Annotated in this window: 9 protein-coding genes and 1 rRNA gene; 2 read left to right on the top strand and 8 right to left on the bottom strand. The window is 38.6% G+C overall.

Features of this window, described 5'->3' with window-relative positions; translation table 11 throughout:
- A 16S ribosomal RNA gene (locus tag GYV61_RS01590) occupies positions 1-413 on the bottom strand; the annotation flags it as partial.
- Positions 414-1054: 641 nt separating this feature from the next.
- Here GYV61_RS01590 and GYV61_RS01595 point away from each other — a divergent pair.
- Positions 1055-2179 carry a serine hydrolase domain-containing protein gene (locus GYV61_RS01595; protein WP_420870782.1) on the top strand — a complete coding sequence of 375 codons (1125 nt, stop codon included), beginning with the start codon at positions 1055-1057 and terminating at the stop codon, positions 2177-2179.
- A 123-nt stretch (positions 2180-2302) separates the two neighbouring features.
- Here the strand turns inward: GYV61_RS01595 and GYV61_RS01600 are convergent, their stop codons facing one another.
- The 4 genes from GYV61_RS01600 to GYV61_RS01615 all read right to left on the bottom strand — a co-directional run bounded on the left by GYV61_RS01600 (position 2303) and on the right by GYV61_RS01615 (position 10338).
- A complete protein-coding gene (locus tag GYV61_RS01600; protein WP_174794501.1) occupies positions 2303-5638 on the bottom strand; it encodes a MucBP domain-containing protein in 3336 nt (1111 codons plus the stop codon).
- Positions 5639-6104: 466 nt separating this feature from the next.
- Positions 6105-6356 (bottom strand): hypothetical protein, encoded by a 252-nt coding sequence (locus tag GYV61_RS01605; protein ID WP_046324090.1) that lies wholly within the window; start codon positions 6354-6356, stop codon positions 6105-6107.
- A gap of 196 nt (positions 6357-6552) precedes the next feature.
- Entirely contained in the window at positions 6553-9393 is a 2841-nt protein-coding gene (locus GYV61_RS01610; RefSeq protein WP_174794502.1) for a DEAD/DEAH box helicase, read from the bottom strand.
- Positions 9394-9510: 117 nt separating this feature from the next.
- On the bottom strand, positions 9511-10338 hold the full coding sequence (locus GYV61_RS01615; RefSeq protein WP_110445396.1) for an exodeoxyribonuclease III: 828 nt from the start codon (positions 10336-10338) through the stop codon (positions 9511-9513).
- Between the two features lie 325 nt (positions 10339-10663).
- Between GYV61_RS01615 and GYV61_RS01620 the strand changes: the two genes are divergently transcribed.
- A complete protein-coding gene (locus GYV61_RS01620) occupies positions 10664-11674 on the top strand; it encodes a D-2-hydroxyacid dehydrogenase (RefSeq protein WP_110445395.1) in 1011 nt (336 codons plus the stop codon).
- A gap of 98 nt (positions 11675-11772) precedes the next feature.
- Here the strand turns inward: GYV61_RS01620 and GYV61_RS01625 are convergent, their stop codons facing one another.
- The 3 genes from GYV61_RS01625 to GYV61_RS01635 form a co-directional block, all read right to left on the bottom strand.
- Complete coding sequence (locus tag GYV61_RS01625) at positions 11773-12540, bottom strand: pyrroline-5-carboxylate reductase family protein (protein WP_174794503.1); 768 nt, start codon at positions 12538-12540, stop codon at positions 11773-11775.
- Positions 12541-12554: 14 nt separating this feature from the next.
- The gene (locus GYV61_RS01630; protein WP_046324085.1) at positions 12555-13418 is read right to left on the bottom strand and encodes an aldo/keto reductase; all 864 of its coding nucleotides are present in this window, start codon (positions 13416-13418) and stop codon (positions 12555-12557) included.
- A 63-nt stretch (positions 13419-13481) separates the two neighbouring features.
- A complete protein-coding gene (locus GYV61_RS01635) occupies positions 13482-14192 on the bottom strand; it encodes a YjjG family noncanonical pyrimidine nucleotidase (RefSeq protein WP_174794504.1) in 711 nt (236 codons plus the stop codon).
- Positions 14193-14530: the final 338 nt, after the last annotated feature.

Here is a 14530-nt window from a genome sequence, read left to right on the forward strand (position 1 = left end):
CATCAGACTTGCGTCCATTGTGGAAGATTCCCTACTGCTGCCTCCCGTAGGAGTTTGGGCCGTGTCTCAGTCCCAATGTGGCCGGTCAGTCTCTCAACTCGGCTATGCATCATCGCCTTGGTAGGCCCTTACCTTACCAACTAGCTAATGCACCGCGGGCCCATCCTTTAGTGACAGCTCGAAAGCCGCCTTTCTCAGCTTGAGCATGCGCTCTTGCTGCTTATTTGGTATTAGCACCTGTTTCCAAGTGGTATCCCAAGCTAAAGGGCAGGTTGCCCACGTGTTACTCACCCATCCGCCGCTCGCGCTTCTGACTTCCTACCGAAGTATTCCGTCAAAATTGCTCGCTCGACTTGCATGTATTAGGCACGCCGCCAGCGTTCGTCCTGAGCCAGGATCAAACTCTCATTTTTTAAATGTTTGTTTGAATGTTTGCTCATTCGTTCCAAGATTCGCATCTCGGATTTATTTGCTTGCGAAATTGACTTCGCTCTTTTGTTTTGGGTTCTTTAAACCCGCACATTTTTGCGAAAACATTGTTCAGTTTTCAAGGTACTACCCGCTGCTTTAAAGCAGCTTGTTTATTTTGCCAGATTCTTTTGCTTTTGTCAAGCACTTTTTTCCGACTTATTTTTGCCGTCTTACCGGACAGCGTTTATTATCTTACTAAAACAATTGACTTTTGTCAACTGCTTTTGCTTGATTTTTTAACGCTGTCTTCGTGCTCTTGCCTTGCGGCTCATTGCCCGACGACAGTTATTAATACTAGCAAGTATTTTTCTTTTTTGCAAGTCTTTTTTGCATTTTTTTGAAATAAAAATATTTCTTCATTATATTTGAATTATTTTTGCTCAATTAATTAGCCTAGCTTCGCCGTAATCTAGTTAGAATTGCCCCACAATTTCCTTGAAATATTTGTCTCATCTCTTCTTTATTTGTCACAATTTCGTATCTTAAAACTAGCAAACGTTATCTAAACTTAATCCTTTCGTATAACCTAATTAATTTAAAAGTTTTATAATACAACTATCTTTTTAAGGAGATTAAAACTATTTTGAAACATAAAATCATTACACTAGTCACGTCCTTAACTATGGCCGCTACACCCCTAGCCGCTGTTTCTACTACACAAGTCAAAGCAGCACCAAGCAGCACGCAGACAGAAATGTATAATTTTGTCAGAAATACCTTGCAAAAACATCATGTTCGCGGCATTGTCACCGTTGTTAAAAACGGTGTACCACAGACAATTAGCTATGGTTATGCTTGGTATGGTAAGCGTATCGGCAACGGCAATAGCCAAGTCGTCTATCCGACAGCTTCTTTGCAAAAAGTAATAACTGCGGCCATGGTAGTCCAGTTAATTAACGAAACCAAGGGCACTAATAATTCCTTCACCCAATATACCAAAATATCTCGCTGGTACCCTAACCTCAAAAATGCGGATAATATCACTGTAGGCAATCTGTTAACTCATACTTCCGGCATTATGGCGACTAAAACCGAAGTAGACAGGGACCGAAACTATTCGGAAGAAAAAGCAATTAACTGGGTAGTTAACAACATTAATTCTTCTCCATCCGACACAATAGGTAATTATCATTACAATAATAGTAATTATATTTTACTTACAGGCATTATCAGGCAAATCACCGGTAGATCGTATGCGGATAATATCCAAAGTCGAATTATTGACAAGCTGAACTTGCAAAATACATATCTTTACCAAAACATTCCTAAAAGTAAAACAGACCCCATTTCATACTATTCAAATGGTGGTAAAAATTATCAAAAAGCCGCTTATCTTAAAAAGAGTTTAGTTTCACAGATTCCAGGTGCTGGTAATCTATTTACTACTACAGAAGAATATTACAAAATGCAAGTTGGTTTAACAGATGGCTCTATTCTTAATAAAAACGATTTTTATTATCTAACACACTTAAAAAGCAAAGTAGTTAATTATTCGGGCGGACTTTATTTATATAATAACGATAATATTAAAAACGCCTATGGGAGTTTTAAAGGGGTTCATTTTGGTACCTGGATGCAGCTCACTGCAGATAATCAAAACGGTATTGTGATGTTTTTAAATCAAACTGATGATAATGAAAATGACCAAAAAGATGTAGGCTACGAAATATTGCAGCACATCAAGCCTAATACTTTCGTCGCGCGTTAGTTTTAGTTATCAACTCTTTGATTTAGCTTAACTTCTAAAATCATTTAATTACGATGAATTCGGTTTAAAACAAATAAGAGCCAGGAGAATTTCCTAACTCTTATTTGTTACTTGTAATATTTATTAAAAGTTACTCTTTTTGACGTATTGGTTTTTCCCTACGATATAGTATAGCTTCCGGTGGATCTTAACAGCTGCGCCATAAGTTTTTATTCTTTGGCCCTTCTTTAATGCCTTTCGCTGCAACTTTTTAGCTGCTTTATTGTAAATATAGCTGTTGCGTCTTAGCTTGCGCTTAACGCCCGAAACATTAGTAGCCTTAACATAGTTATCCTGGCCTAAATCGTAATACTTCTTGCCCTGAATAACTTTAGTGCCATAGGTCCAAATAGTCTTGCCCATAAAGTATTCACCAGTTTTACGGCTGCCATTTTGGTCGTACAGGTAGGAATTATGAAAAACTGTTCTCCTCACTGCAGCTTGCCCTGTGACATTTTGCGAGTAAATATAGGTGACACTTTGCGGATTGGCGGTATAAAAGCCAGTCGCATTAGCTGGTCTTTGGGTCAGCTTATAGCCAGCCAGAGCTACTTCTTGCGTAAGATAACCTTCACCGACATTACCGGTTAAAATCTGATCAGGTGCAAGTTGCTTGCCGGTTTCATCTTGATAGTGGACCGTAACCGAGCCACCCACAATTGGTTGCCTGCCAGCAGCATCGCCAGGGTTAACCGGGGCATTTTTAGTGTAAACATAAGTGATTTCGGTTTCGGTACCAGAGAATTTGCCAGTTGGCTTTGTTTTCAAAGTATAACCTTTGATATCTTTAACAGCACTGTCGGGATAGAGGTCACCAATAGCACCTGTTAGTTGTTCATCGGTTACACCAGCAATTGGCTTACCATCCTGGTCAACATAGTGCGCCAGCACCTTGACCTGGTTAGTGTAAACATAAGTGACTTCGGTTACTGTCGTTGAAAACTTGCCACTTGGCTTTGTTTGAATTACATAACCTTCAATCGTTTTATTAGGATAGTCATCGCCAATCTTGCCACTCAGTGTTTCATCAGGAACACTAGCAATCGGTTTACCGTCCTGGTCAACGTAATGGGCTAACACCTTGACTTGGTTTGTGTAAACATAAGTGACTTCGGTTTCGGTACCAGAGAATTTACCGCTCGGTTTGGACTTCAAAATATAACCTTTTATATCTTTAACAGCACTGTCCGGATAAGGATCACCAATCTTGCCACTTAGTGTTTTATCATCGGCAATTGGTTTGCCGTCTTGGTCAACATAGTGGGCCAGCACCTTAACCTGGTTAGTGTAAACATAGGTGACTGCGGTTACTGACGCTGAAAACTTGCCAGTCGGTTTTGTTTGAATTACATAACCGGCAATTTCCTTTGCGGGATAATCATCGCCAATCTTGCCAGCCAAAGTGTCATCATCGGCAATTGGCTTACCGTCCTGATCAACATAGTGGGCCAGTACCTTGACCTGGTTGGTGTAAACATAAGTGACTTCGGTTTCAGTACCAGAGAACTTACCACTTGGTTTTGTTTGAATTACATAACCTTCAATCGTTTTATCTGGATAATCATCACCAATCTTTCCATTTAAAGTGTCATCATCGGCAACAGGCTTGCCGTTCTGGTCAACATAGTGAGCCAGCACTTTGACTTGATTGGTGTAAACATAAGTGACTTCAGTTTCCGTGCCAGAGAATTTACCGCTCGGTTTGGACTTCAAAATATAACCTTTGATATCTTTAACAACATTATCTGGATAAGGCTGATCAATGATACCGCTTATCGTCTGGTCAGGCGCACCCGCAATTGGCTTGCCGTCCTGGTCAACGTAATGGACCAGCACTTTAACCTGATTAGTATAAACATAAGTGACTTCCTGGACTTTATCTGTATAAGTTCCTTTAGCATTTGCAGGAGTGGTTTTTACCACATAGCCAGCAATATTTTGGGGTTCGCTGCTATAAGAGTCACCGATTTTTCCACTTAAAATTTGATCTGGAGCCAGTGTTGCACCAGTTTCATCACGGTAGTGGACTGTAACTGCACCGCCTAACCTGACATACGTATCTTGGTCTCTGCTCCCGGAATAGTTACTCATTAATTGACTAGAAGTCCAGCTCTTATTTCCCTGGGGTTTATCTACTGTACCATTGCCTACGTTCAACCAAACGCCGGATACATCAAGTCCAGTTCCCTGTAAATAATTCTTAGGACCCAAAACTAAAGTAGACAATTTAGGTATACTTTTTAACATTTCACTTTTACTAGTCACCTGAGCCATTTGGAAACTACTAATATTTAAAGTTTTTAAGTTTGTGGAGAACCTAAACATACCCCTCATATCAGTAACTTTACCAGTATCAAAATTACTTAAGTCTAGACTGGTTAAACTGTTAGTACTAGGAAACATATATGACATATCAGTAACTTTAGCAGTATTAAAATTACGCAAATCAAGACTGGTTAAACTTTGACAATTGGAAAACATAAAGCTCATAATAGTAACATTAGAGGTATCAAAACTGTGTAAGTCTACGTTAGATAACTTTTTACAACCGGCAAACATCATAGACATATTAGTTACTTTATTGGTGTTAAAGCCACGCAAATCAAGATGCTCTAAATTCTCACATCCGTTAAACATATCATACATATCATTTACTTTAGAAGTATCGAAACTACTGACATTCAAATTAGTTAATTTTTTACAATTCCAAAAAATTTCTGCCATAGAGGTGGCTTTAGTAGTATTAAAATTGCTTAAATCTAAAGAACTTAAATTTTGACAGCCAAAAAACATAAAGCTCATATTAGTCACTTCGGAAGTATCAACTTGATTTAAGCCCCTAATTTCAGTTAGGTTTTCAAAAAAAGCGAACATATAACTAGCGGTACCAATAACTTTTAACGGTCCGGTGATCCTAATTTTCTTAAGAGATTTATAATCATAATAATATTTTTCAAAAATCAGAAAAATAGCCCTAGGATTAGTCACCGTACCACCTGGTATAGTTAATATACCAGTAGCAGTATCCAAAGTTACATTAATTCCGCTCCAGGAGATTGTCAAAATAGAACGCGGGGTAATTCCTTTAGCTTTTTCGCCCGCAGCTGGCAGTTCATTAGAGTCTTGAGTTCCACTGCTAGGAGATGTTGAGGGTTGCGCTACATTGCTAGCTGCAGCTTCAGAAGTAGTACTTGCTTGATTATTATTAGCAGCAGAACTATCAGCTGAAGCTGCTGTCTGATTATTATTGCTAGCCGGTAGGGAGCTGCTTTGAGTTTGTTGCTTTTTAGCAGCAGCAGAATCAACTAAAGTATCAGCTTTAGCCATATCAGGAGACATAATAATTAAGCCTAAAGTAGCAGCAGCTAAGCTAGTAAATATTAATTTACCCCGATGGTGGCAGTTGGATTTAGAGTTCATTGTCAAACCATAATTAAACCTTTCACAAATTAAAGAAATAAAATAAAAAGATAAGGTAATAATAACATTTTAAAAGTAAAAAACAGTATATTGCTAGAAATATTTTAAAAGTAACAACAGTTACGAGCCAATTTTTGTTATTCGAATAGGGTTCTCATACACAGAACAAGAGTCTGGTAAGGTCTTTAGTATCAGATTTTATTCCACCATATCCAAATAATTTTGTACTTAAATATAACTATTTGGAATTCACATCAGACTATGACTAGCTTATTTGATCCTTGAATAATAAGATAGCAGCTACATTTCACGTTATTAGTGCTTGTGTTAAAAAGATTTACTTATGCCGAAATAATTTAGGTATAATAAAAACCCCGAAATTGTTTCAATTTCGGAGTTTGTAGTCACAAGGTAATTTATCAACTTTTTACTTTATGTTTAAGTTTTTAATATTTAAAAGTTAAAATTATTTTTCACGTTTCTTTTTGATTTTGTCATACAGATACATCGTATCAGAGATAGCGAAATAGACAAGTGTAATAAAAAATGCAACTGTAGCAATTTTAAGAGCCAAACTAAAATTAGTTAATGCTGTCCACATTAAAAAGACTACATATAGAGCCGCAATTGGTAAAACAACTCGATTAATTCGATGTTCTTGACGCATAGCATGAATTGCTTTATTTTGATCTGCATCTTTAAGGTTACGTTCTGCCATTTTGTTACCTCCTTTTTATGGCCTACTTATTTAAATTTTATAGTATTTTAACATAATATTGGTAAAATAGATAATTTTATTAATATTTATTTAATATTTTTTATCTGTGTTATCAAGTAAAAATTCTAGAATGGTGACTCTTGAAACGTTACAGCTAACACAAAAAATCTAAGAAAATTAATTCTTAGACTTTTTCTTATTCATCAAATAATAACTCATACATTTTGGTACTCAATGGCTTTTCTAATAATAAATTCATCCCTACCGCTGCTTTTTTCTTCGGCCCTAGCAATTCTTCTTTGACCGTATCTTTTTGAATATCTACCTGTCCTAAATAGTAAAACTGCTTGCCAATCGCATCACTCTTCTTAACAAAAAGCAGCAACTTCATTTGCGGCGTATTAAGCAATCTCTGCACCTCATCTGATTCTAGATGACGTGGCGATCGCGTATACCAGCGCAAACAGCGGCCGTCTTCTAGCGTATTATGGTATAAAGCATTGCGCTTTTTCTTTGAATCTTTTTGATAAGTGATAAAAATAGGAGTTTCATGCTCGTCCACACGGTAGCCATACATTGGTGCAGAAACATCTAAAGGCCAATTGAGCAACCGACAAGCATCTTTACGATCGTATTGCTCGTAAAGAGTAAATTGCTTTTGGTTATCATATTTTTGATTCATTGCCAAACCGGTTTTAATCACATCAACAAACAATTTTTTAAAAGTATTATTTTGCAAAAGAGACTGCGTCAATTGCGGTGCTAATGCATAATCCAGTAAATCAGCTTTAACCACAAGCGGCTGGCCGCCATATTGTTCTTTCTTGGTTGTCTTGCCCTGCTTAATGTCAAAAAAGCTTAATGAAAGAATGTCTTCTACTGATGTCAGCACTTTCTCATTAACATAAGCACCATAATCATGCAGCTTTTTCTCAAATTCTTCCTGACTAACCTGCTCTTTTTCTAAAAGTAGTTGCAAAAGTAACAGTTCATGTGGCCTTTTGCCATTCAATAATTCTTTAGTAACAAAAGATAAAACCGCACTCTCATAACCATTCAATTTTACAGGCTCACCCATCTTGGCTAGAAACTCGCCATAGTGCCCAAGACTATGATTATTGGCAAAGACCATTGGTGAAGTTGAACCGTAACGATAAAAATCAAATAGCAAGGGCGGACGCCCTATCTTTTCAGCTAATTCTTGGTAAGACTGCCGCAATTCTTTAATGCTGTCTAATTTAATCTTATCTAGCGAAGCCAAAATTTTGGCAGAAGCAATTTGGCTAAAGTTAATCGTTGAAACATCAATAAAGCTCGGGAGCACACTTTCTTCACGTGCCTTATCCTGCGAACGACTGTCATCCTGATTCAAAGCGATCGGAATTAAATAGTTATTTTTATAGTTACCGATAAAGTCGATGACCGTAACATAATCTTTACCGGGATATTTACGTAAGCCCCGACCTAGCTGCTGGATAAAAACAATACTGGACTGCGTATTCCGCAACATAATTATCTGATTTAAAGCCGGAATATCAATGCCCTCATTAAAGAGATCAACGGTAATGATGTAATCAATTTTACCTTGTTCCAGCTGCCTGACCACTTGCAGTCTTCTTTTTTCACTGTCTTCATTAGTTAAGGCGATTGCCGGATGCTTGCGCTCTGAAAAAGCCTGTGCTAATTCGCGTGCTTCTTCTTGACGGCTGCAAAAGACCAGTCCTTTAGCTTGAGAGCCACAGTAGCCGTAATAATCCAGCTGCTTTAAGACATAGTCAACCCGCTCGGGCGCCAGTAATCTGCGTAAGTTGGCGGTCTCATCAATGCTTGCACCATCAACTTCATAGTCTGCAACGCCCACATAATGAAAAGGAGCCAGCATTTTTTCTTCCAATGCTTCCCGCAAGCGGATTTCATAAGCTAGATTATAATCAAAGAGGCGGTAAACATCTTGATCGTCCATTCTTTCTGGCGTGGCAGTCATCCCCAACCAAAATTGCGGCTTAAACTTAGCAAAAATGCGCTGGTAACTTGGTGCAGCTGCTCTGTGGGCCTCATCAATCAAAATGTAATCAAAAGTTGTTGCGCTTAAGCTGGCAAGTACTTCCGGCTGACTTAAAGTCTGCACGGTGGCAAAAACATATTTGCGCTCAAGCTGGTGCTTATGTCCGGTTAACAAGCCATAATCGGCTAACTTCCCGCCAATTACCTGGTAAAAACTTTTTAAAGCTTTTTTGGCAATTTGTTCACGATGGACTACATAAAGAAACTTGCGCGGTTTAAAATCTTTAACCGCAAAAGCCCCCAAATACGTTTTCCCAGTTCCAGTCGCTGAAACTACCAGGCCGCGTTTTTGCCCACCATCAACTAGTCCCTTTAGTTCATGCAGTGCTTCCTGCTGCATCTTATTTGGTACAATTTTAGCTGCTTCATTAACATGAACCTGGGAATGCGGTTGTGGCTTTACCCAATTTTGTTCATATTCTCTTATCCAGCTTGCGGATAATGGCATGCTCGTCTTTTTTAATTCATGCAGCTGTTTAGCAATTTGTTTTGTCAGTGTCGCATTATTCTTCGAACTAATTTTCAAAGCCCACTCATAATTACTTAAAAGTGCCGCACGGGTAAAATTAGCACTGCCAATAACCAAAGTTTGCCAGTCGTCATGGTCAAAGAGATAACCCTTAGCGTGAAAACCTGCTTGCGGCGTAATCTTTACCGTTAAGTTGCTAATCTTCATTAATTCCCGAAAGACTTTGGGGTTGTTAAATCCTAGATAGTCGCCTGTAATTAACGTACCCGTAACGTTTCTTTTAGCCAAATCAGCCATGACTACTTTAAAGGGAACGAGCATATCCTGCGTCACAAAAGCCACTGCCCAGGTAAAAGTGTTGCAGCTGAGCAGCTCTTGGCGCAAAGTCAGCCAAATGTTCTCCTGCTTATTATTTTGCAGGAGCTTTGGTCCTAATACTTCATGTCCCGGATAACGGGAATCATATAAACCGTTAAGAATGGCGTCTTGCAAGGGCTCATCCATACTCATCACCTCAAAATTATTTTACACAAAAGAAAAAGAAACCCAACCTGATGTGACCCTTAATTTGTCCTAATTTTAGGGATCACATCAACCCTTTGGCTCTCTTTTGTTAGCTATTTATAAGTCTATTTCTAATAAAATTGGGCAATGATCAGCGCGCGCTCCTGTGTCCATCATTTCAGAACGCTTGACCTTGTCAGCAACTCTATTGCTTGTCAGCCAGTAATCAATTCTCCAGCCTGAGTTGTTTGCTTTGGCAGTTCTTACCCTTTGAGCCCACCAAGAATAGACCCCTTCAACGTTGCCGTGAAGTTTTCTAAAAGTATCCGTAAAACCGGCTTTAAGCATTTTGGTAAAATCTGCCCGTTCTTCATCAGTAAAGCCGGCAGAATGATGATTAGTATCAGGATGCTTCAGGTCGATTTCATGGTGCGCACAATTATAATCACCACTAGCCAAGACCGGTTTTTCTTGATCTAGTTGTTGCAAATATGCGATGTATTTTTCATCCCACACTTGCCGGTCATCTAGGCGCTTAAGGCCATTACCAGAATTGGGGGTATATACTTGTGTGACAAAATACTCAGGAAACTCTAAAGTAATGATTCTGCCTTCGTGATCCATTGGCTCCGGTGCTCCAATAATAGGATAAGTTACTTTAGGCTTAAGTTCTTTTTTATATAAAAACATAGTCCCGGCGTAACCTTTACGAGCTGGTTCTTCTGATGAACGCCAGACTATATCATATTCAGGGAACTCTTTAGTTAATATTTCCAAATGTTTTTTAGTAGGACCTGTGGAGCGTAATTTGGTTTCTTGAATGGCAACAATATCTGCATTTTGGGCATGTATTTTTTCTAAAACCTTACGTGTCTCCACTGCACGCGAGGAAGTTCCGGTTAAAGCAGCATTTAGTGAGTCGATATTCCACGAAATTAAGATCATATTCTTCTCCTTATTATTCATTTCTTTCATTATATAGTTTTTTCACGGGGACTCAAAATTTCAGTAATTTTACCAGTACTATTTTGACATAAAATTTTATCTGATTAGCTCAAAAATGCTGTTATTTTTTTCACGACCTCGGCAAAAAAATTCGTAATTTTTTTAATATTGCTTAATCCCTTGATACACAATATTGTAAGCGATTACTACTGCGGCGCGGTTTTTGCAAAAATTTATTTTTCACAATTTTATATTTTTAAATCATTTTAAGCAAGTGTATAATAGCACAAGAGATAACAATAATAATCTTTGGAGGTTAGATTTTATGACTAAAATTTATGCTTATGCCATTCGTAAAGATGAGGAACCATATGTACATGAATGGAAGGAAGCTCACAAGGATGTTGAGGTTGATTACACTGACCAACTTCTTACCCCTGAAACAGCTGAATTAGCTAAAGGTGCTGATGGTGTCGTAACTTACCAGCAACTTGATTATAAAGCTGATACAATTGAAGCTTTGGATAAATTAGGTATTCATAACTGGTCAATCCGTAACGTTGGTATTGACAATATCGACCTAAAGAAAGCTAAAGAATTAGGCTTCAAGATCACTAATGTTCCTGTTTATTCACCAGATGCCATTGCTGAACATGCTGCCATTCAGGCTGCCAGAGTTTTACGTCAAGATAAGGCAATGGATGAAAAAATCGCTAAGCATGATCTTCGCTGGGCACCTACAATCGGTCGTGAAGTACGTGACCAAACAGTTGGTGTCGTTGGTACTGGTCATATTGGTCAAGTATTCATGAGAATTATGGAAGGCTTTGGCGCTAAAGTTATTGCCTACGATATTTTCAAGAACCCAGAATTGGAAAAGAAGGGCTACTACGTTGACGACTTAGATGAGCTTTACGCTAAGGCTGACGTTATTTCACTTCACGTTCCTGATACTCCAGAAAATGTTCACATGATTAACGATGATTCAATCAAGAAGATGAAGGACGGCGTTGTGATCGTCAACGTTTCTCGTGGACCATTAGTTGATACAGATGCAGTTGTGCGCGGTCTTGATTCAGGCAAGATTTTTGGCTTCGTAATGGATACTTACGAAAACGAAGTTGGTATTTTCAACAGTGACTTTAGTGGCAAAGAATTTCCTGACAAGCGTCTGGCTGACTTAATCGCACGGCCAAATGTTTTGGTTACACCACACACAGCCTTCTACACTACTCACGCTGTACGCAACATGGTCGTTAAGGCCTTTGACAACAACTTGAAGTTAATTAAGGGTGAAAAAGCTGATACTCCAGTTGATTTAGACAAAGAGTTTTAATTTCTACACTTATTTCCCTTCTTAAATACACTTTTAACATTTCAAATAATACAAAAAGACACCAGATAAAATTATCTGATGTCTTTTTTAGGCTTAATTTAATTAGCAGAAGCATTAACAGCTTGAATTAATGCGTTTCTAAAGCCCATTTCTTCCAGTTTGGTGACGCCTCTAATAGTAGAGCCACCTGGCGTAGTGACCTCATCTTTTAATTCTTCAGGCAGCTTTTTACTAGCTAATGCTAATTTACTGGTACCCAAAAGCATTTGGTTAACTATTTCGTATGATTCTGCCCGCTTAACGCCATTTTGTACAGCGGCATCACTAAGAGCTGCAACCAGCAAATCAACGTAAGCAGGTGTGCACCCGGCTACCGTACCATAGATACCCAGTAAGTTTTCGGGTACGACATATACTGCTCCCATTTGAGTAAAAATCTTTTTCACAGCAGCAACTATTTCCGGCTTTTCATCTGGCAGAAAACTAATAACAGTAATTCCAGCACCAATTTGAACAGGTGTGTTGGGTACAACTTTGGCAAAGGTAGTGCCTTGCGGAAGATTTTCATTAATCTGCGTCAGGTCACCACCACCAGTTGACAAAATTATGCCATGATATTTTTGGCCTAAATTTTTGATGATGGTTGCAGTAATTGAGCCGCCCACTGCAACTACCACTGCTTGACAATCCTTAAAATCATCATAATTATTGATTAAGGTTAAGTGCAGCTTAGCTGCAAGTTTTTGCGCTGTATGGTGCTGTCCACCGTCAAAAACATAGATATCTTCACTGGGATTTTTAGCATTTAACAAGCCCTTAATAATTGCGGCGCCAATCTTACCAGCCCCAATAAAGCCAATTTTCATCACTTATTCACCTTTTAAAAATCCGTTTGATCTGGATCGTTTGCTAACTTACCTGCTCCATGCAAACCATCAAGTTTAGCCATATCTTCTTCAGATATAGTAAAGTCAAAGACTTGTAAGTTGGATTCAAGACGCTCGCGGTGGACCGATTTTGGTAAGGGAACAAAGCCATGTTGCAACGACCAGCGTAACAGGACTTGTGCTGGACTTTTATCATAGTGTTGGGCTACAGAAACTACTGTTTCGTTGGCAAATAAATCTCCTCTGCCTAGTGGTGAGTAAGCTTCACTGAGAATACCCAGCTCTTTGTTATAAGCTGTTACGTCTTCCTCCATATCACTAGGATTCAAGTAAATTTGATTGACGGCCGGACGAATTTTGGCAGTTTTCAGTAGTTCAGCCAAATGCTTGCGTCTAAAATTAGAGACTCCAATTGCACGAATTTTTCCTGCCTGTACTGCTTCTTCCATTGCTTGCCAGCTCTCCGCATTTAATTCAGCCCAGTGATCACGTACAGGAGCCGGATTAGGCCAATGGATTAGATACAAATCAAGATAATCCAAGTCTAACTTAGTCAAGCTTTCGTCAATGGCAGCTTTAGTTTTTTGATAGCCGTGGTGGTCATTCCACAACTTAGTGGTCACAAACAAATCATGTCTGTTCACTCCACTTACTTTGATTCCCCGGCCAATACTTTCTTCGTTACCATATGCGGCAGCAGTATCAATTAACCGGTAGCCCAGATCCAGTGCATTCTCAACGGTTTTTTGAGCAACTTCACCGTCAGGAGTTTGCCAGGTTCCCAGTCCGATAACCGGTATTTTGACGCCATTATTTAGTTCATAAGTATCATTTAAAGAATGAATTTTGCTAGTCATAATTTTTCACCTCTCCCATCATTATACCGGATTGAACTATACTTCTACAGTAAAAGATAGCAATTATTGCGGTTGTTTTTGGAAGTCGCTTTTAAGTAAAGCCACAAATTCAGGATAGGTAGTTACTTCGTATAACGGATGCAAGTTCATCGTATTTTTCCGTTTCCGGTGGTTATACCAAATACTGTCAAAGCCATATTTTTCTGCACCCAATATGTCTGACTGCAAGCCATCACCAAAGAAAACAGTTTGCTCTGGGCCAATTTTAGTATGAGCAAAAAAGTAATCAAAGATACGGGCATCAGGTTTAGCAAATCCTGCTTCTTCTGACGTCACAATCAACGAAAAATAATTAGCGATTCCGGCTAATTGTAGCCGATGTCTTTGCATATATGCTTCGCCATTACTCAAAATAGTCAATGCATAATTTTGCTTTTTGGCATAGCGTAAAGTATCAACTACACCCGGCAGCAGTTTGTGAGCTTCACTAAAATAAGAGCGGTATTCGTTCATTACTGCTAAGCCGTCAATTTCAATCCCGAATTTAGCTTTAATAAAATTGGCAAAAGCTATTTTACTCAGCTGCTCATAGTCGATCTTGCCCTGCTCAAGCTCACGCCACAGGCCTTGATTATATGCATGATAGTCCCGCTGCAGCTCATCAGTTAACGGCCATTGATGCGCTTTAAAAAGACTCTGCAGAGCAAAACTCTCTGTAGCAGCAAAGTCAATTAAGGTATCATCAACATCAAAAATTATTTGTTTATAACGCAAGCATGTTCTTCCTCTCCAACTATTCCTCAGAATATAACACGTATTCACTAAAAATTAGTGTGGAGATTCATTATAACAATATTTCACAGCTAAAGAACATAATTAACTATTTTTAAATTTTGGGTTGCATTGCTACTGCTATTTCACAAAATAAGCTATAATATCCTTTAATTTTAGCAAAAGGGGTGATTGGGCATGTTTACACTATTATTGGTTTTGTTTCTCATTTGGCTTTTTATCAAAATGGGTCTTGGCTTTTTTAAAATTCTATTTTTCCTTCTGACCTGTGCTCTGACCTTCTTTTTCTTTGTTCAATTACTGATTCCGGTAGCTGTTTT

This window comes from Lactobacillus melliventris, assembly GCF_013346935.1.
Classification (GTDB): Bacteria; Bacillota; Bacilli; order Lactobacillales; family Lactobacillaceae; genus Lactobacillus.

Bases quoted from the DNA above. Each gene is read 5' to 3' on its own strand.
- GYV61_RS01600 (WP_174794501.1), bottom strand. From the start codon at position 5,638: ATGAACTCTAAATCCAACTGCCACCATCGGGGTAAATTAATATTTACT.
- GYV61_RS01605 (WP_046324090.1), bottom strand. From the start codon at position 6,356: ATGGCAGAACGTAACCTTAAAGATGCAGATCAAAATAAAGCAATTCAT.
- GYV61_RS01610 (WP_174794502.1), bottom strand. From the start codon at position 9,393: ATGGATGAGCCCTTGCAAGACGCCATTCTTAACGGTTTATATGATTCC.
- GYV61_RS01615 (WP_110445396.1), bottom strand. From the start codon at position 10,338: ATGATCTTAATTTCGTGGAATATCGACTCACTAAATGCTGCTTTAACC.
- GYV61_RS01620 (WP_110445395.1), top strand. From the start codon at position 10,664: ATGACTAAAATTTATGCTTATGCCATTCGTAAAGATGAGGAACCATAT.
- GYV61_RS01625 (WP_174794503.1), bottom strand. From the start codon at position 12,540: ATGAAAATTGGCTTTATTGGGGCTGGTAAGATTGGCGCCGCAATTATT.
- GYV61_RS01630 (WP_046324085.1), bottom strand. From the start codon at position 13,418: ATGACTAGCAAAATTCATTCTTTAAATGATACTTATGAACTAAATAAT.